Origin of the sequence: Comamonas odontotermitis, from assembly GCF_020080045.1 — a bacterium.
Classification (GTDB): Bacteria; Pseudomonadota; Gammaproteobacteria; order Burkholderiales; family Burkholderiaceae_C; genus Comamonas; species Comamonas odontotermitis.
On the sequence record NZ_CP083451.1, the window covers coordinates 3,454,006 to 3,472,762 of the forward strand.

General features: G+C 61.4%; 18 protein-coding genes. 10 read left to right on the forward strand and 8 right to left on the reverse strand.

Annotated elements, in window-relative coordinates; all coding sequences use genetic code 11:
* Positions 1–18: 18 nt before the first annotated feature.
* Positions 19–2,862, forward strand: a complete 2,844-nt coding sequence (locus LAD35_RS15980; protein ID WP_224149979.1) for an AAA family ATPase — start codon at positions 19–21, stop codon at positions 2,860–2,862.
* Between the two features lie 55 nt (positions 2,863–2,917).
* On the opposite strand, the gene LAD35_RS15985 is transcribed toward LAD35_RS15980, so the two are convergent.
* From LAD35_RS15985 to LAD35_RS15995, 3 genes are all read right to left on the reverse strand, one after another.
* Positions 2,918–5,065 carry a COG1361 S-layer family protein gene (locus LAD35_RS15985; RefSeq protein ID WP_224149980.1) on the reverse strand — a complete coding sequence of 716 codons (2,148 nt, stop codon included), beginning with the start codon at positions 5,063–5,065 and terminating at the stop codon, positions 2,918–2,920.
* Between the two features lie 95 nt (positions 5,066–5,160).
* Positions 5,161–5,526: a hypothetical protein gene (locus LAD35_RS15990; protein WP_224149981.1), complete on the reverse strand. Its 366-nt coding sequence runs from the start codon at positions 5,524–5,526 to the stop codon at positions 5,161–5,163.
* Between the two features lie 174 nt (positions 5,527–5,700).
* Positions 5,701–6,597 (reverse strand): plasmid replication/partition related protein, encoded by an 897-nt coding sequence (locus tag LAD35_RS15995; protein ID WP_224152743.1) that lies wholly within the window; start codon positions 6,595–6,597, stop codon positions 5,701–5,703.
* A 106-nt stretch (positions 6,598–6,703) separates the two neighbouring features.
* Here LAD35_RS15995 and LAD35_RS16000 point away from each other — a divergent pair, with 106 nt between their 5' ends.
* The 6 genes from LAD35_RS16000 (at position 6,704) to LAD35_RS16025 (ending at position 12,521) form a co-directional block, all read left to right on the forward strand.
* Entirely contained in the window at positions 6,704–7,249 is a 546-nt protein-coding gene (locus LAD35_RS16000; protein ID WP_224149982.1) for a DUF4256 domain-containing protein, read from the forward strand.
* A 155-nt stretch (positions 7,250–7,404) separates the two neighbouring features.
* Complete coding sequence (locus LAD35_RS16005) at positions 7,405–8,367, forward strand: sulfurtransferase (RefSeq protein WP_224149983.1); 963 nt, start codon at positions 7,405–7,407, stop codon at positions 8,365–8,367.
* 78 nt (positions 8,368–8,445) lie between these two features.
* Positions 8,446–9,543, forward strand: a complete 1,098-nt coding sequence (locus LAD35_RS16010; RefSeq protein WP_224149984.1) for a YeeE/YedE thiosulfate transporter family protein — start codon at positions 8,446–8,448, stop codon at positions 9,541–9,543.
* Positions 9,544–9,560: 17 nt separating this feature from the next.
* Entirely contained in the window at positions 9,561–9,725 is a 165-nt protein-coding gene (locus LAD35_RS16015; protein ID WP_224149985.1) for a hypothetical protein, read from the forward strand.
* Positions 9,726–10,026: 301 nt separating this feature from the next.
* The gene (locus LAD35_RS16020; protein WP_224149986.1) at positions 10,027–11,073 is read left to right on the forward strand and encodes a transporter; all 1,047 of its coding nucleotides are present in this window, start codon (positions 10,027–10,029) and stop codon (positions 11,071–11,073) included.
* Between the two features lie 197 nt (positions 11,074–11,270).
* On the forward strand, positions 11,271–12,521 hold the full coding sequence (locus LAD35_RS16025) for a putative Na+/H+ antiporter (protein ID WP_224149987.1): 1,251 nt from the start codon (positions 11,271–11,273) through the stop codon (positions 12,519–12,521).
* A gap of 38 nt (positions 12,522–12,559) precedes the next feature.
* On the opposite strand, the gene LAD35_RS16030 is transcribed toward LAD35_RS16025, so the two are convergent.
* From LAD35_RS16030 to rpsF, 5 genes are all read right to left on the reverse strand, one after another.
* Positions 12,560–13,513 carry a DedA family protein/thiosulfate sulfurtransferase GlpE gene (locus LAD35_RS16030; protein WP_224149988.1) on the reverse strand — a complete coding sequence of 318 codons (954 nt, stop codon included), beginning with the start codon at positions 13,511–13,513 and terminating at the stop codon, positions 12,560–12,562.
* A gap of 398 nt (positions 13,514–13,911) precedes the next feature.
* On the reverse strand, positions 13,912–14,364 hold the full coding sequence (gene rplI / locus LAD35_RS16035) for a 50S ribosomal protein L9 (protein WP_224149989.1): 453 nt from the start codon (positions 14,362–14,364) through the stop codon (positions 13,912–13,914).
* Positions 14,365–14,376: 12 nt separating this feature from the next.
* On the reverse strand, positions 14,377–14,658 hold the full coding sequence (rpsR, locus tag LAD35_RS16040) for a 30S ribosomal protein S18 (RefSeq protein WP_184707545.1): 282 nt from the start codon (positions 14,656–14,658) through the stop codon (positions 14,377–14,379).
* Positions 14,659–14,668: 10 nt separating this feature from the next.
* Positions 14,669–14,965 (reverse strand): primosomal replication protein N, encoded by a 297-nt coding sequence (gene priB, locus LAD35_RS16045; RefSeq protein ID WP_224149990.1) that lies wholly within the window; start codon positions 14,963–14,965, stop codon positions 14,669–14,671.
* Between the two features lie 13 nt (positions 14,966–14,978).
* A complete protein-coding gene (gene rpsF, locus LAD35_RS16050) occupies positions 14,979–15,353 on the reverse strand; it encodes a 30S ribosomal protein S6 (protein ID WP_184707549.1) in 375 nt (124 codons plus the stop codon).
* Between the two features lie 278 nt (positions 15,354–15,631).
* On the opposite strand from rpsF, the gene grpE reads away from it, so the two are divergent.
* The 3 genes from grpE (at position 15,632) to LAD35_RS16065 (ending at position 18,733) form a co-directional block, all read left to right on the forward strand.
* Entirely contained in the window at positions 15,632–16,180 is a 549-nt protein-coding gene (grpE, locus tag LAD35_RS16055) for a nucleotide exchange factor GrpE (protein WP_224149991.1), read from the forward strand.
* Positions 16,181–16,292: 112 nt separating this feature from the next.
* Entirely contained in the window at positions 16,293–18,221 is a 1,929-nt protein-coding gene (gene dnaK, locus LAD35_RS16060; RefSeq protein WP_224149992.1) for a molecular chaperone DnaK, read from the forward strand.
* A 170-nt stretch (positions 18,222–18,391) separates the two neighbouring features.
* The gene (locus LAD35_RS16065; RefSeq protein ID WP_224149993.1) at positions 18,392–18,733 is read left to right on the forward strand and encodes a DUF7709 family protein; all 342 of its coding nucleotides are present in this window, start codon (positions 18,392–18,394) and stop codon (positions 18,731–18,733) included.
* Positions 18,734–18,757: the final 24 nt, after the last annotated feature.

The following is an 18,757-nucleotide window of genomic DNA, read 5'->3' on the forward strand; positions in this document are numbered from 1 at the left end:
ACCAAGGAATACTCCCCATTGTCTGATTCCCGCATTCCTGCCTCTCCGACTCCCGTCTGCGCCGAGCTCCTGCACGCGCGCCAGCTGCGCCTGTCCATCGATCCTGCCAGCCTGGGCTTTGCCAGCACTGCCGAACTGGTGAACGAGCCGTTTTCCTGGATCGGCCAGCAGCGCGCCCAGGCGGCTGCCGAATTCGGCCTGGGGCTCGACCAGCCCGACTACCACCTGTTCGTGCTGGGCGAAGAAGGCAGCGGCCGCACCTCGTTGCTGCGCCAGGCCATGCAGGCTGAGGCCGCGCGCCGCCCTGCAGCGCCAGACATCGCCTTTGTCCACAATTTTGCTGTGCCCGAGCGCCCGCTGGCGGTGCGCCTGCCCGCCGGTCAGGGCCGCGTCTTGAAAAAGCGTATCGAAGGCCTGATCGACAAACTGCCCGAGCAGCTGGACAAGGCCGTCAACGAAGCGCAGCACCGCCGCCAGATCGAGCAGCTCTACAACCAGGCGCGCCTGGCCGAAGAAGCAGGCTTTGCCAGCCTGCGCGACTGGGCGAGCTGCGTAGGCCTGCGCATTCGCCGCGAGGAAGGCCAGCTGGTGGTGGAATCGGCAGCCGATCCCGCCGAGAACGCCGACAGCGCCAGCCCCGCAGACCCCAACGCCCAGGCCGAGCCCGGCGCCGAGGACAGCAACGACAATTTTGAAGAAAATGAGGCTCTGGCGCAGTATGGACAAGCGCCATTAGCTATCAATACAGAAGCATCTATTACGGAAGCAATCGGTACCGAGCCCAGCGGTGCAGCAGCCATCAGCGCCACAGCGCCCGCCGAAGGCGCCGTGGTGGTGCAGCTCAACCTGCCGGCTGCAGACAGCGCGCCACAGGCCGCTGCAAGCGCAGAAGCACCCGCCAACCCTGCTGCCACAGCCGAGCCGCCGCCACCCACGATTGATCTGGAATACCAGTTGCGGTTGCAACTTGCCCAGTTTCGCGGCCAGTTGCGCCAGGCGCACAGCGCGCGCGATGCGGCGCTCCACCTGTTCTACCAGTCGCTCGCCACGCCGCTGTGGCAGGCTGGCGCCGCCCAGGCGCTTGACGGCCTGAACCCCGCGCCCGAACACGCCGCGACCTTGCAGCGCTGGCTGTCCCAGATGCAGGCCGAATGGCTCAAAAACATGACGCTGTGGGTGCCGCGCAGCATCGCGCAGGATGCCGATGCGCTGCTTGATACCACCGACAGCATTGAAGGCGAAGGCGAATCGCAGGATGCGCGCGACGACGCCCGCGCCCGCCTCGAAGCGCGCCGCCAGGCGCTGCGCTCGCTCAGCCAGCTCAACCTGGTGGTCGATCACCATGGCGAGACGCGAGCGCCTGTCATCACCGAAGACCAGCCCAGCCTGCGCAACCTGTTCGGCACCATCGACCCGCCCGAAGACGACGAGCACCGCAGCGATTTCTCGTGCATCCGCGCGGGCAGCGTGCTGCGCGCCGACGGCGGCTTTTTGCTGTTGCACCTGCGCGACATGGTGGGCGACGAAGCCTGCTGGCAGGCGCTGCGCCGCGTGCTGCGCACCCGCCAGCTGCGCATCGACGACGTGCACGCCGCCCAGGGGCCCAGCAACAGCGGCGGCATGCAGCCGGAGTTGCTGCCGTTGCACTTCAAGCTCGTGCTGGTAGGCTCGGAAGAGAGCTATTACCAGATGCAGGAGCATGACCCGGACATGGCGCGGCGCTTCCGCGTCAAGGTCGATTTTGCCGAACACTTCAAGGCCACGGCAGCCACCTACCGCGCCACCGCCGCCTTGATGGCGCAGCGCTGCGCGCTCTACCAATTGCCGCACTGCGACGCCAGCGCCGTGGCGCGGCTGCTGGAGCAATCGCACCGCGAGGCCGATGACCAGCAGCGCCAGAGCGGCCAGTTGAACCAGCTCGAAGCCCTGCTGATCGAAAGCGCGCAACGCGCCCGCCAATCGGGCACCGGCCGCCTGGTGCAGGCCGCCGATGTGGAAGCTGCGCTGGCCGCGCACCGCGAGCGCCACAACGCCATGGAAGAAGCACTGCACGATGCCATCGCCGAGGGCGAACACGTCATCTCGTTTGCCGGCAGTGCCGTAGGCCAGCTCAACGGCCTGTCGCAGATCGATACCGGCGACCACCGCTTCGGCCTGCCCGCACGCATCACCGCGCGCACCTATGCGGGCCAGGAGGGGGTGCTGAACATCGAGCGCGAAGTCGCCCTCTCCGGCCCCATCCATGACAAGGGCGTGCTGATCCTGCAAAGCTACTTGACGGCGCTCTTTGGTCATCTGGCGCCGCTGGCGCTCAATGCCTCGGTGGTGTTCGAGCAGGAATACAGCGGCGTCGAAGGCGATTCGGCCAGCTGCGCCGAGCTGTATGCGCTACTGTCATCGCTGTCGGGCCTGCCGCTGCTGCAGAACATTGCAGTGACCGGGGCGCTCAACCAGCATGGCGAAGTGCTGCCCGTGGGGGGCCTGAACGAAAAGATCGAAGGCTGGTTCGACCTGTGCGCCCAGCAGGGTCTTGACGGCAGTCATGGTGTGCTCATCCCCGCGCGCAACCAGCGCCACCTGATGCTGGCCCAGCGCGTGGTGGACGCCGTGCAGGCGGGGCTCTTCCATGTCCATACCGCCGAGCATGTGAGCCAGGGCATTGCACTGATGATGGGCCAGTGCGACGTACCGGCCGACACCCATGTGGGGCCGCGCCGCCTGCCCGCCGCCGTGATGCAGGGCGCAGAAGCCACCTTGCTGCAATACCGATTGGCCTGTCAGAAGGCCGAAGCGGCCCGCCCGCGCGCGCAGCGGGCCCGCCAGCGCCAGATGCGCAATCTGGCGCAGCAGAACCGGGCTTAAAGCAGATTCAGGAGAGAAGGCATCAGCCTCCTCTCCTCGACTTGAATCAATGCGCTCAAGCGCGGCGCAAGCGAACTGCAGCAAGCCCCGCCAAGGCAAGGGAAACCAGCATCAATGCCCACTGGCCTAAAGATGGAACGGGTGCAGGCTGCGAGCCCGTTGCCGCGATCGCGGTCACGCTTGCAGTTGCGCTGTTGTTAGCCATATTGGACTCGGTAGTTACCGTACTGGCAGTGGCAACCAGTGGGTAGGTGCTGCCTGCTGCGGCAGATGCGGGAATGTGCACCACCACGGTCACCGTAATGCTCTGCCCCACCGCCATGCTGCCCAAGCTGCATGCCAAGCCACTGCAAGGTGCCGAGGTGGAGACCAGGGTTGTGCCTGCGGGCAGGATGCTGTTCAGGCTTACGCTGTCTGCTGCTGCGCTGCCCTGATTGGTAACGGTGATGGTGTATGAGGCGTTGCTGTCAGGCATAACAGTAGCGGGCAATGCGCTGGCCGAGACAACGAGATCTGGCAAGGGTGCTGCAACCACGCTGACACTGGCAGTGGCGCTGTTGTTGGTGGTAACGGGTTCAATGGTTGCGGTGCTGGCGTTGGCAGTAAGCGCATAACTGCTACCCGCCTGTGCTGTAGCAGGAATTTGGACAATGACATCAACGGTGACGGTTTGCCCCGTGGTCAAGGTGCCAAGACTGCAAGCGAAGCCACCAGCGCACGGGGTGGATGTTGAAACAACGGTAGCGCCAGCAGGCAGAACAGTGCTGAGGCTGGAGAGGTCAGCAGCGGCACCGCCCTGATTGGTAACAGTGATGGTGTAGGTAGCCGTACTGCCCGCTGCAACAGGGTCAGGGGCGGCATTCACAGATACCACCAGATCTGGCACTGCCGGGCAGGCCAGCGTGGCAGTGGCAGGGGTTTTGACATAGCCTGCGCCAGTCACCGAGAAATCAGTGCCAGGGGTGATGGTGTTTGTGACGCCTGAGCCTGTTGTAGTGCACTGGCTGGCTGCACTGACAGGCCAGATTACCGGAACGGTAATGGAACAGCCACCGCCAGGCACGGCACCACCACTCAGCGTAACCGAGCTACCGCCCATAGGAGCCGTCAGTGTGCCACCGGTGCAGGTGGTGGTAGCTGCCCCGCCAACTTGCAAAGGAGCTGGCAGATTGTCAGTCACGGTCAAGCCGCTGATAGGTGTGGCACCCGTGTTGCCGACGCTAATGGTCAGAGTGCTGGTCTGCCCTACATTGACCGAGGTGGGGGAGAATGTCTTGGCGATTGAGGCGGGGATGCCGCAGCCGCCGCCCGACGAGAGGGCAGCAGAAAAAGCTGGGGCGATCTTCCCCTGGTTGGTAACACCCGAGTTATTGGTCACGCCAGAGGAGGTGCCACCAAAATAATTTCGGCTCTCGAACATGGAGATATCCGACATGGCAAACAGACAGGCACCACTGCCGCCAAAGGATTGTGTGCTTGGGATGAACACAGCAGCGACGTTGTTCACCATAGTGCCGGTCGCTGGCAGTGGTTCGCTAGGCGGCAGGTAAAGCACGTTGGCAGCAGGCACATTGTTCATGTAGAACATATAGCCTCCACGCAACGGATTGAGACCCGAAAAGCTGCTAACGACGGATGGAGAATTGTTCGTGTTGAGCTGAAAATTCACATCCATCACCACAGGCGCAGACGCTACTGCGTCAATATTGGCTGCCAACTTAAGCTCTGCCAGCAGATCAGCGGCAGCACCACCCGAAGCAGCTCCGCCCGTGTCATACAGCAGCGCAAATCCATTAGCACTGCGGTTGGCAATGGCTTGGTTGATGGCAGAGAGATTGCCCGCTTCAAAAGGCGCGACGAGCCTGGCAACCACTACGAGATCATAAGCACTGGAGCTGAATGTGGCAGCCGAAACCGCACCGGCTTGATCCAGTGTCTTGATGTGCGTGACCGTATCGCCTGCGCTGGTGAATTCGGTCACCAAGTTATCCATTGAGTCTGTCGCAGAATTGGGGATCGCACCGTAGGAATTATAGGTAGACAGTACCAGCACATTTTTGGCATTGGCTTGCGTGTATGCCAACAGGCCCATGGCCAGAACAAATAAGCAGCGCAGCATTATTTGGACAAAACGGCTCTTTGGGAGAGATTCACGGAGCCATTCATTTATTCCAAACTGCTCCCTTGACAAAGAAATCAGCATATTTTTAACCCCTCTTAATTTATACAACCGTAATTTCATCCACCGCACCAATTACCATTCCCGATGAAATAAACGAATATATAACTGATTTTAATTTACCCTAAATAAACCAGTTGACCGCTTATATTCATACCCTCAAGCTGTTGCGCACTTCGTTTACCCGGTTGATGGAGCGTGTCAACTCGCCTGCACGATCCTTCTCCCTTGGCGACTTGGTAAAGCTTGAGAGTTGACCCCCCCTCTTCAATGGTTTTGATTTTGATACTGGTTGCGGATGTTTCCCTATCGTTGACCAATTTGGTCTTGCTTTTCGCAGTAATGGCTGAGCCATCAAAATACTCACCTAACGCCTCTTTTTTGCAGACAACCGAGCAACCAGTAGCAATCATCAGTATCGCCGAGACAGCGCTGATCGTAAAGCTTTCATTATTTAGAAAAGCCATAAATTGGCTTTCAATCACCAGATTACTGCAAAGTGAACAAATGTTAAGCGTAGCGAGTGAACAACCTAAAATCAACCATATCGATGCAGGCTGCCCTACAAGTTTCATGCAAATGAGGGCTACGACGACCAGCGATATCAGTCGTACACAATTCGAGACCCTCAGGCCGTTGAGGAGACTTTAAACACGTTCTTAGAACGGCGACTCGTCCGGCACCGGCAGGTCGCTGGAAGCCGCAGCGGCCAGTTGCAGGCGCAGCTGGGCGTTTTCGGTTTCCAGCTCCTGCACCCGGGCGCGCAGGTCGCTGATCTGCTGCTGCGCCTTGTCAAGCGCTGCATCCACCGCCTCGGCGCCGTGGGCGGCGCTGGGTGCGGGCTCTGCAGCACCTTCGGGCTTGTCTTCCTTGGGCTTGCGCTTGGCTTCGCGCACGCGCTTGACCACCTGCTTGAGCTCGTCCTTGCCGCCCTGCGCGGCAGCCTGCTGCTCTTCGCGCGGCAAGGTGGCCACCACGGCGGCAGCATTGATCGAGATATCGCCTGCCTTGAGCGCCTCCACCAGCTCAGGGGCGGCACTTTTCTGGATCTTTTCGATCTGCGCCACCTGGCTGCTGGAGAGGCGTGCAGCCTTGGCAATGGCTTCGCGTGTGGCGACTTTCTCCAGCTCGGCTGCGTCCACAGGCGAGAACGCCTCATCCGCATTGGCAACCGCCGCCGCTTCGCCTTCTGCCGAAGGCTCTGCCGCCACCGGGTGGGCCTTTTCCAGCTTGCGGTGCTCCAGAATCTCACGCTTGCGCAGCGCCAGCACGCCCCGCTGGAAGTCAGACACGCTGCGGCGGCCCAGGTGCTGGTCGATCATCCATAGATAGACGTCTTCCATCGACTGGAAATGCGTGTTCTGCACGGTGTTGAACGGCAGCCCGTGCTTCTGGCAGATGCCATAGCGGTTGTGGCCGTCCACCAGCACATTGCCCCACAGCACCAGCGCATCGCGGCAGCCTTCGGCCAGGATGCTGCGCTCCAGGGCGGCATGCTCGTCGGGGGTCAAGGGGTCGATGTAGGCTTTGAGTTCTTCGTTGACAACAATATCCATCACGCAATACGGCGGCTTGGCGCCGCCGTAGTCCAAATCAATAACAGGTTGCGGCAATTGTAGAAGTGCGCGACAGTAGCAGCCGCTTGACAAGGGTTTGCCAACCATGAACAAAACGCAACGACAGCAACTCATCGCCACTCTGAAGGCGCGCTTTGACGCCCATCCACAGCGGCACACCGGTATCACCTGGGCCAGCGTCGAAAGCCGCCTGGAAGCCGCGCCCGGTGCGCTCTCTTCGCTGCAGCAGATGGAGACCTCGGGCGGCGAGCCCGATGTGATCGGCGCAGGCGCCGCAGGCGGCAGCGTGCTGTTCTGCGACTGCGCCGCAGAAAGTCCCGCAGGCCGACGCAGCCTGTGCTTTGACGACGCGGCACTTGCCGCGCGCAAGGAAAACAAGCCTGCAGGCAGCGCCACCGGCATGGCCGCGGAGATGGGCGTGCAACTGCTGGACGAAGCCCAGTACCGCCATCTGCAGACCCTGGGAGCGTTCGATCTGAAGACATCGAGCTGGCTGGCCACGCCCGATGCCGTGCGCGCCCTGGGCGGCGCCCTGTTTGGCGACCGCCGCTACGACCGCGTGTTCACCTACCACAATGGCGTGCAGTCGTACTACGCCGCACGCGGCTTTCGGGCTTGCATCGAGGTGTGAGCGGGCTTGGTGCCTCGGCTGTGGTGGCGACCATGCAATTGATATTCCTGAATTGCATATAACCTTATCGCCATATATTCAATCCATAAGAATAGATCCACAACGCCAGAGATGGCGGGACAATACCGTCTGTCAGAAAGTCAAACGGTAATGCCATGAAAACCATTCGCCTGCTGAGCGTGGTCGGCGCGCTGGCAGCCACCTCGTGGTTCGCCCCCGCTGCCCATGCAGCCCAGCCCTTGCTCACCCCAGCCGAGCTCTCTACCGCACAGCAGGCATCGCCTGCGGCGGTGGTCATTGATATCCGCGAGCCCAAGCTGTACGCGCAGGGCCATATTCCCGGCGCGCTCAATGCGCCGTATGGCAAGTGGCGCGGCCCGGCCACCAATCCGGGCGAGCTGCCCGATACCGCCAAGCTGACGGCGCTGGTGCAATCGCTGGGCCTGACACCGGCCAGCCACGCGGTGGTGGTGTCCACCGGCGCTGATGCCACTGATTTTGGCGCCATGGCCCGCGTGTACTGGAGCTTGAAGGTGCTGGGCCTCAAAGAACTGTCCATTGTCAATGGCGGCATGAAGCGCTGGGTGGCCGATGGCAAGCCCGTGAGCACCGAAGTGCCAAAGGTGGCAGCCAGCAACTACCAGCCCACGCTGGATGACAGCCTGATCGCCACGCGCGACCAGGTGCGCCAGCATGTGGATCTGAGCAATGCAGCGCTGGTCGATTCGCGCCCCGACGCCTTCTACAAGGGCGAAACGCGCGCACCAGCAGCCAAGCTCTCGGGCACCTTGCCCGGCGCGCAGCAGCTTGATTTCAATCAATGGTTCGTCAAAGGCACGGCGCAGTTCGTGGACCGCGACACGGCCCGGCAGATCGCGCAGAAGATCACCCGCCAGGACGGCCAGGACACGGTCGCCTTCTGCAATACCGGCCATTGGGCCGCCACCGACTGGTTTGGCCTGAGCGAAATGGCGGGCTTGCCGCACGTCAAGCTCTACGCGGGCTCGATGGTCGACTGGACGCAGCAACCCGATGCGCCCGCGATGCAGAACCAGCCCGGCCGCGCACAGTCGCTCGCCTATGACGCCCAGCAGTGGTGGCAGCGCAAGTTCAAATAATTCAATTCATTTTGGCTGCTGGCGCAATACCATTGCTCGCCGGTAGCTATTATTTTTATAGCAATACCGCGCATTGATATGAAGCGATTTCCCCTGTCGATCCTGATGGCTGCCTTCTTTGGCTGGCTGTTGTGGAGCGTTTCCCTGCGCCAGGCGGCGCTGTTCCTGGTCGGCATCGGCCTGGGCGCCATCCTGGCAGGCCAGCGCTTTGGCTTTACCACCGGCTGGCGCATGCTGGTGGAAGAAAAGGACCCGCGCGGCGTGTTCGGCCAGTTGCTGCTGCTGGCCCTGGCCGCCGCCATGGCCATGCCGCTGCTGGGCCACTACCCCGAGCTGACCGCCGCCCTGGGCCCGCCCAGCGTGAGCCTCCTGGTGGGCGCCTTCGTGTTCGGCCTGTGCATGCAGATTGCCGACGGCTGCGGCAGCGGCACACTGTACAAGGCGGGCATGGGCATCCCCATGAACACGGCCATCCTGCCGATGTTCGCGCTGGGCAGCTTTCTCGGATCGATGCACCTGGGCTGGTGGCTTGACCTGGGCCGCATGCCCGCAGTGGGCCTGGTCAGCACCTGGGGCTGGGCACCCGCGCTGGGAGCCACACTGGCGGCGCTGCTGGTGATTGGCCTGGGCGTGCAGGCCTACTGCACCAAGGCCAGTGCTGCGCAACAACGCAGCGCGCCACCGGTGTGGCAGCGCAAATGGGTCGTGGGAGCCATTGGCCTTGCCATTTTTGCCACGCTCAATCTCGTCATTGCCGGCCAGCCCTGGGGCGTGGTGTACGGTTTTGGCCTGTGGGCGGCCAAGGTGGCCAACGGCGCGGGCCTGGTAGACCTCGGCACCAACTGGTTCTGGAGCCAGCCTGGCAATGCCCAGCGCCTGCAGGAGACGGTGCTGCTCGACATCACCAGCATCACCAACATCGGCATCCTGGCCGGGGCCCTGTGGATTGCTGCAGGCAAGCCGGCCGCCGCCAAGGCACTGACCGGTACGCAATGGCTGGTGGCGCTTGTGGCAGGCCTGGTGCTGGGTTACAGCTCGCGCCTGGCCTTTGGCTGCAATGTGGGCGCCATGCTCTCGGGCATCAGCACCGGCAGCATCCATGGCTGGATCTGGGTGCCGCTCGCCTTTGCCGGGACGATTTTCGGGCTGCGCATCCGCCGCCATTTTGGATTCTGAGCACTAGGAAAACCGCCATGAACATCCCCCTTCTACGCAGCGCTTTCTGGATCGTGCTGGTCGCATTCATCGCCTGGGACTACAGCCACAGCAAGCCAGTGGACCTGCGCTTTGAGGCCCCCTTGATCGCCGCCGGCTCCGGCCAGCATGCCAACGGCGGACACTGCTCGATGCCGGACTGACAGCCCAGGCACGCGTCTCCGCCACGACCACCCACAACCATGTGCAGCTTTTTGCCCACATGGTTTTTTTACGCCCTGGCAGGCCCTGTAGCGTGGGCAGGCGCATTCCCCTTGTCGAAAATTTGTCAAATTTCTGTCATATGGCGAGCAAACAATCAGGTTCCAGATCTTCATGGGTTCAACCATGCCAACAACAACATTGAACACTTCAGCCCCTCTGTACCTGCCAAGCCCGCCATACACATACGGGCGGTACAGGCTGCACAGCCGCCTGTTCTGATTGCGCCGGAGTGGACCTGTCTTGACTTCTGAGCCTACGGCGACCGCAGGGTCTCCTCCCTTCTTCACCCCTCCCGACAACAGCGGCCTCATCTGGGGCTACGCCTTCACGGGCACGGCGGCAGCCGAGCCACTGACCGCCGCACAGGCGCAGGAGTGGCTGGCCGCCCCGCAGGCCAACGACAGTTTCATCTGGCTGCATTTCAACCTGTCGAATGCCCACTGCCTGCGCTGGCTGGAGCAGTACGGTCAGCTGGATGAACAATACTTTGAAGCGTTGCGCGACGGCGTCGCCTCCACCCGCATCGAGCGGCTGGACGATTCGCTGCTGGCGGTGATCAACGACATCGACTTCGATTTCAACTTCGAGTCCGGCGACATCCACACCATGTGGATTCAGGTTTCGCCACGGGTGGTGATTTCGGCGCGCGCACACCCGCTGCGCTCGGTCGATGCGCTGCGCCAGCAGATTCGCCAGGGCGGCATCCCGGAGTCGAGCACCCAGCTGCTCGAACGCCTGCTACGCGCCCAGGCCGATGTGCTGGTGCGCATCGTGCGCAATGTGACCCAGCGCGTGGACCAGATCGAAGACCAGATGCTGGGCGGGCGTGTGCCCATGCGCCCGCGCCAGCTCGGCGCGTTGCGCCGCCTGCTGGTACGCTTCAAGCGCCTGCTGGCACCGGAGCCCTCGGCGCTGCTGCGCCTTCTGCAGACGCCACCGCGCTGGATGGGCAATGACGACCGGCAGGCCCTGCGCGCCGCAAGCGAGGAGTTCTCGGTTTTCCTGCGCGACATGCAGTCGCTGGAAGAGCGCATCAAACTGCTGCAGGAAGAGATTGCCGCCAGCATCAACGAAGACACCAACCGCTCGCTCTATACCTTGACGATGATCACGGTTCTGGCCCTGCCGGTGAACCTGATGGCAGGCCTGTTCGGCATGAATGTGGGCGGCATTCCGTTGAGCCAGGACCCGCTCGGGTTCTGGATTGTCATGGGTGTGGTGGTGGCGTTCTCCGTGCTGCTGGCCATCTGGGCCATCCGCAAGCGGCGTGGGCCTAGGGATATTTGAAGCTGGCCAGTTTCTTCCGTCGGATAAAATAGGGGCAGGGTGTCGTCACATGGGGTGCAGCGGCAGGTATAGCGAAGGTCGGGCCGCCTCGCGGATTGTGCAATGCTGACAGGGCTTTGCCGGTGACGCCTCGCATCCATGGGGAGTGAGCCGGATGAATCGCCCTTCTCCAGCCTTGCATGGGAACTACCTCTTCCATGCCCTCGATTGAAATTCTCGCGGCAGGCATCTTTGCCATTGCCCTCACGCACACCTTTCTCGCCAAGCAGTTTGAGCGGCTCTCGCACCGCTACCCTCGCCACGCAGGCGTCTTCCATCTGCTCGGAGAGGTAGAAATCGTCTTCGGCTTCTGGGCCATGGTGCTGATCGCCGCCATGGCCGTGGTGGCGGGCCCGCAGCAGGCCATCGGCTACGCCGAATCACGCAACTACACCGAGCCACTGTTTGTATTCGTGGTCATGGTGTTGGCTGCCTCACGCCCCATTGTGACAACCGTGCAGAACCTGCTGGCAGGCATTGCCAAGGCAGTACCGCTGCCTACCCCGCTGGCCTTGGCATGGCTTGGGCTGGCCGTGGTTCCGCTGATGGGCTCGCTCATCACCGAGCCAGCCGCCATGACGATTGCCGCCCTCACACTGGCGCCGCTGGTGTTCACGCCCGCCATGCCCTCCCGCTACAAATACCTGGCGCTGGGTGTGCTGTTTGTCAATGTGTCGATCGGCGGCACGCTCACCTCGTACGCAGCCCCTCCGGTGCTGATGGTGGCCGGCGCCTGGGGCTGGGACAGCGCCTTCATGGTGCAGCATTTTGGCTGGAAGGCGGCGATTGCCGTGATCATCAATGCCAGTCTTGCCACCTGGGTGATTCGCAAGCACCTGGTGGCGAGTACAGTGCAGCCAGACAGCGCGGCGCATGCCATTCCGTGGTCCGTCGTGGCCGTCCACCTCGTCCTGCTGGCGGCCGTGGTGATGCTGGCGCACCATGCGGTGCTGTTTCTGGGCATTTTTCTGCTGTTTCTGGGATATACGCATGCCTATGCGCGCTACCAAAGCCCGCTGATCCTGAAAGAAGCATTGCTGGTGGGATTCTTCCTGGCAGGCCTCGTGGTGCTCGGTGGCCTGCAGAGCTGGTGGCTGCAGCCGCTGGTGGCCAGCATGGACCCGCTCACCCTGTTCTTCGGTGCCCTGGGCCTCACAGCCATCACGGACAATGCCGCCCTCACCTACCTGGGCTCGCAGATCAGCGGCATGAGCGATGCTGCCAAGTACATGCTGATGGCGGGCGCCGTGGCGGGCGGCGGCCTCACCGTGATTGCCAACGCCCCCAACCCTGCAGGTGTCGCGCTGCTCAAGCACGGCTTCAGCAATGCATCCATCAGCATTGGCGGCCTGCTGCTGGGCGCCCTGCTGCCCACGGCCATTGCCTCGCTATTCTTTTTGATGTTCTGACGCAAGTCTGGCAAGCACCAGCGGCTGATTGTGGCCAATCAGGCCGAAGGCACCGCCTGGCGCGTGCCAGCCCCATGCACGCCGTAACCCGCATCCACCCAGGCATCGATGCCGCCCAACAGCGGGCGCACCCTGGGGATGCCTGCCTTGCGCAGCAATTGGGCCACGCGCGCGGCCGAGACCTCGTTGGGACAGGCGCAGTACACCACCACCTGCGTCTGCGGATCAATCGCAGGCAACACCGCCCCCTTGTGCAACGGATCGTAGGAGTGTGCACCGGGAATGTGCGAGGCATCAAACGCCATGCTCGGCCTTACATCCAGAATGACGGGCTGCTCGCCGCCTTGGAGCATATCGCTCAACTCAGCCACCGTCAGCCGTTCCATGCGCAATGAGCAGATCACCTGGCGGCGGCTCCACCAGCGCCGGGCAATGAACACGGTAAACGCCAGTGCCAGCAGCAGCAGGCCCCATTGGCCCAGTTGCGCCAGCACGGCCAGCAGATCGGCCACCGTGGAGCTGAACAAGCCGCCCAGAAATACCGCAGAGCCCACCCACAGCAAGGCGCCCAGGCCATCAAACAGCACAAAGCGGCCCGGCGTGGTGCCTACCGCCCCCGCCAGAGCGCTGGCGATGGATGCAAACCCCGGTACAAACTTGGCCACCAACAGCGATTTGGCCCCCCAGCGGCCATACACCGATTCGGTGTTCTGCACGCAGGAGTCGGGTGAGAGCGAAATCTTGCAGATGCGCGAGAGCACACGGCGGCCAAAGCGGCGACCCAGTGAGAACCAGACATAGTCGGCCACCAGCGCCGCGAAAACTGCCACGGCCACCAGCTGCAACTGGTCTGCCAGCGCACCGCCGTGGATGGCTGCCGTCACCATCAGCACCGGGTAGGCGGGAATGGGCGCGCCCAACTGCTCAATCAGCACATTGAGAAAAACGATCCCCACGCCGTATTCGCGGATCAGGGCGATGATGAAATCCATGTGATGGGCCTTCTTCCAAACTGGAAATTCCTCGCACGCATGGCGTCGCTAGTAGCACCTTACGGCATTGCAAGCGGGTGGCGAAAAGAAATGTCCAACCTGGAACATTAATGGAACCTGGAAACCCGTGGTGTTCGAGGCATAAGCAACCGGTTGCAGCGCCACCGCTGCCGATGCAAAAACCATAGCTGACTGCGCTCTCCACGCTTAGAATTCAAATGCAAAAGCTCCTGAATTCCAATACCGGAAAGCGCTAGCCGCTCCTGTTATTGAAGTTCAGTTCTCCCTTGGACTTGGAGATACGCACCGGCAGGCTCCCAAAGAAAAAGGCAATGGGCCCGAAGACCCATTGCCTTTGCAGCGCATGCCGGCAGCCATGCTGCCAGCCGCACAGATGCTTAGACGTGCTCGCCGTAGACGGACACGTTGACTTCCACCACCACGTCGGTGTGCAGAGCCACTTCCACGGTGTTTTCGCTCACGGTCTTGATAGGACCGTTAGGCATACGCACTTGCGACTTGACAACCTGGAAACCCATCTTGTTCAGTTCGTCAGCGATGTCGTGGTTGGTCACCGAGCCGAACAGACGGCCGTCGACGCCAGCCTTCTGGGTCAGCTTCACGGTCTGGCCAGTCAGCTTCTCGCCTTGCACTTGAGCAGCGGCCAGCTTTTCAGCAGCAGCCTTTTCCAGCTCAGCGCGCTTGGCTTCGAATTCAGCCTTGGCAGCTTCGGTAGCGCGACGTGCGCGGCCCGAAGGGATCAGGAAGTTACGTGCGTAACCGTCCTTGACCTTGACGATCTCACCCAGGTTACCCAGGTTCACAACCTTGTCGAGCAGAATGATTTGCATGTTTCGTGCTCCTTAGATCTTGTGCTGGTCAGAGTAAGGAACCATGGCCAGGAAGCGGGCGCGCTTGATGGCAGTGTTCAACTGACGTTGGTAGATGGCGCGCGTGCCGGTCAGGCGTGCGGGGATGATCTTGCCGTTTTCAGCGATGAAGTCACGCAGGGTGTCGACATCCTTGTAGTCGATTTCTTCGACGCCGGTCACGGTGAAGCGGCAGAAGCGCTTGCGCTTGAACAGCAGCGACTGGGTGTTGCGCTTGGGGCGCTTGTCTTTGTTGAATTTCTTGAACGTGGCCATTTCGGACCTCTCAATATGTATCTGGTTGAATATCCTGGATGTGCAGAACCAGCGATTTGCTGTTGCGCGGTGTGGCGAGAAACCCCTGAAATGTCCAGTTGCTCCCTACAGCCTGCCGGGCAATCCGCTCTGCCAGTGCCCCGAAGGCCACGGCTTTGAGCAGCGCGTTCACTTGTCTTGCCTGCCCGGCTTCGGTCTGGGTGGAGCGGTGCTCCAGCACAACATCGATGGCAGGCAATCCAGCCGGGGTAAATCGCAGAATCTTGATCTCTGCGAGGGCGGCTGTCACAAGTACGCGGTTCTCCACCTCCTACTGTGAATTAACGCTCGGCGGCAGCGTGCTCAGCCTGGTTGGCCTTGCGTGCTTCTTCGCGCTCCACGGTCTTCATCATGGCCGAAGGAGTGGTCTCAGCCTTCTTCTTCTGCACAGTCAGTTGACGCAGCACGGCGTCGTTGAACTTGAACGCGTGTTCCAGTTCAGCCATCACAGCCTGGTCGGCTTCGATATTCAGGCACAGATAGTGGGCCTTGGCCAGCTTGTTGATCAGATAGGCGAGTTGACGACGGCCCCAGTCTTCAACGCGGTGGATCTTACCGCCGCCGGCCGTAATCATGCCCTTGTAACGCTCCAGCATTGCTGGAACCTGTTCGCTCTGATCGGGGTGGATCAGCAGCACGATCTCATAGTGACGCATGCAAACTCCTTATGGATTGCGCCACCCGCATCTCACTCAAAATAGCATTCTTTTCAAGCGCGTCTTGTTGCGGTGTGGCAAGGGGAAACCGTGCATTATAGAAAGCCTGGTAAACCCTGTCAATGCGCGCAGGCTTCAGCCCGTCACCCGGGTAAAAGCCAGTATGGCAGAACGGACGCCATTTTTCCGCCACGCGCGTAGCCAACCCCTTGAAAAGCATGCATGCATACCCACATGCGCTCCAGAGTTTTTGTTTTTAGGGAATACGAGAAAGAACAATGTCAGACAACCTCAACCCCATGGACGGTCAACCCCTGTCTCCGGAAGAGATCGAAGCGGCGGCTGCAGCCAACGCGGCCGATGCCCAGAATGATCTGCAAGCCCAATTGGCCGAACTGCAAGCCAAGAATGCCGAACTGGCCGACCAGTACATGCGCGCCAAGGCCGATGTGGAAAACGCCCGCCGCCGGGCTGATGAAGATGTGGCCAAGGCCCGCAAGTTCGGCATCGAGGGCTTTGCAGACAGCCTGCTGCCTGTGATCGACAGCCTGGAAGCAGCCCTGGGCATCCAGAACGCCACCCCCGAGCAGTTGCGCGAGGGCTCCGACGCCACCCTGCGCCAGCTCAACGCAGCGCTGGAGCGCAACAAGGTCATCGCGATCAACCCGCCTGCCGGAGAAAAGTTCGACCCCCACCACCACCAGGCCATCTCCATGGTGCCCGCCGACCAGCCCGCCAACACCGTGGTTGGCGTGCTGCAGAAGGGCTACATGATTGCCGACCGCATCCTGCGCCCTGCCCTGGTCACGGTGGCTGCACCGAAATAACGCACCTCCTGGCGTTTTTTGCAACCCGCCCCTTGAAGGGTGCAAAAAGCGCCACAGATAACAGTCAATTCGGACGGGGATACCGTCCAACGGAATAAAAGGAGTTAGAGAAATGGGAAAGATCATTGGTATTGACCTGGGAACGACCAACAGCTGCGTGGCTGTGATGGAAGGCAATAACACCCGGGTTATCGAAAACAGCGAAGGCGCACGCACCACCCCGTCCATCGTGGCCTACCAGGACGACGGCGAGATCCTCGTCGGTGCCTCGGCAAAGCGCCAGGCGGTCACCAACCCCAAGAACACGATCTATGCTGCCAAGCGCCTGATCGGCCGCAAGTTCGAAGACAAGGAAGTGCAAAAGGACATCGACCTGATGCCCTTCCAGATCATCAAGGCCGACAACGGTGACGCCTGGGTACAGGTGCGCGACCAGAAGCTCGCCCCTCCACAGATCTCCGCAGAAGTGCTGCGCAAGATGAAGAAGACTGCCGAGGACTTCCTGGGCGAAGCCGTGACCGAGGCCGTGATCACCGTGCCCGCGTACTTCAACGACGCGCAGCGCCAGGCCACCAAGGATGCAGGCCGCATTGCCGGTCTCGATGTCAAGCGCATCATCAACGAGCCTACCGCCGCAGCCCTGGCTTTTGGCCTGGACAAGGGCGGCAAGGGTGATCGCAAGATTGCCGTGTATGACCTGGGTGGCGGTACCTTCGACGTCTCGATCATCGAAATCGCCGATGTGGATGGCGAAAAGCAGTTCGAAGTGCTGTCGACCAACGGCGACACCTTCCTGGGCGGCGAAGACTTCGACCAGCGCATCATCGAATACATCATTGGCGAGTTCAAGAAGGAACAGGCCGTCGATCTGTCCAAGGACGTGCTGGCCCTGCAGCGCCTGAAGGAAGCTGCCGAAAAGGCCAAGATCGAGCTGTCGAGCTCGGCTGCCACCGACATCAACCTGCCTTACATCACCGCGGATGCCACGGGCCCCAAGCACCTGAACATCAAGCTGACCCGCGCCAAGCTGGAATCGCTGGTGGACGACCTGATCGAGCGCACCATCGCTCCTTGCCGTACCGCCATCAAGGATGCAGGCATCTCCGTGTCCGACGTTGACGACGTGATCCTGGTCGGCGGCATGAGCCGTATGCCCAAGGTGCAGGAAAAGGTCAAGGAATTCTTCGGCAAGGATCCACGCAAGGACGTGAACCCTGACGAAGCCGTGGCTGTGGGCGCTGCCGTGCAGGGCCAGGTGCTGGGCGGTGATCGCTCCGACGTGCTGCTGCTGGACGTGACGCCTCTGTCGCTGGGTATCGAAACCCTGGGCGGCGTGATGACCAAGATGATCGCCAAGAACACGACCATCCCGACCAAGTTCGCGCAGACCTATTCGACTGCAGAAGACAACCAGCCTGCCGTGACGATCAAGGTGTTCCAGGGTGAACGTGAAATCGCCAGCGCCAACAAGCTGCTGGGCGAGTTCAACCTCGAAGGCATTCCTGCTGCACCCCGTGGCACGCCACAGATCGAAGTGACCTTCGACATCGACGCCAACGGCATCCTGCACGTGGGCGCCAAGGACAAGGGCACGGGCAAGGAAAACAAGATCACCATCAAGGCAAGCTCCGGCCTGTCCGAGGAAGAAATCCAGAAGATGGTGAAGGATGCCGAGCTGAACGCTGCCGACGACAAGAAGAAGCTGGAACTGGTGCAGGCCAAGAACCAGGGCGAAGCCGCTGTCCACAGCGTGAACAAGAGCCTGGGCGAACACGGCGACAAGATCGACGCAGCCGACAAGACCGCGATCGAAGCCGCCGTGAAGGAACTGGAAGAGGCCTTGAAGGGCGAAGACAAGGACGCCATCGAAGCCAAGACCACGGCCCTGATGACTGTCAGCCAGAAGCTGGGCGAAAAGGTGTATGCCGACGCCCAGGCCGCTCAGGCTGCAGGCGCAGCGGGTGCTGCGGGCGGAGCCAGCGCCGCCGCTGCTGACGACAACGTCGTGGATGCGGAAGTCAAGGAAGTGAAGAAGGACTAAGTCCTTCTCGTAACCGGGCCTCGCGCCAATCGCCAATGAACCCCATGCCGGAGTCCGCATCGCCGCACTCCGGCATGGCTTTTCTGCAAAACCCTATTGTTTTTGTAACTGATAGCGATTTGTCGGCGGGCGCCAAGCCCTGTTTTTATTCAAGTATCCAAAGGCACACGATGACATCTTCCACAGCACCTGCGACCGACGCACTGCATGTTGCAGAGCTCAGCCGTGTCAACCAGAAGATCACCGATGGCGCGGCCGCATTGCCCGCCGTCACGCTCAAGGACGGAAGCCGGGTACAGACCGGCACCGTGGCCACCATGCTCTACAACATCGCGCTCTACAACGCCGGCGAGCGCGGCACAGTCGAAGAAGAGCTGAAGATGGCGATTCCCACGCTGTTCAAGGTGGGGTTGTTTGAGCTTTTTCCCCCGCAGCAATGGATTGACGGCGACAATCCCGGCCGCAGCTTTGTGGGCATCCATGCCCGGGCATACCTGCACGGCGCTGGTTAATCACCCACAGAATTCAAGAACACC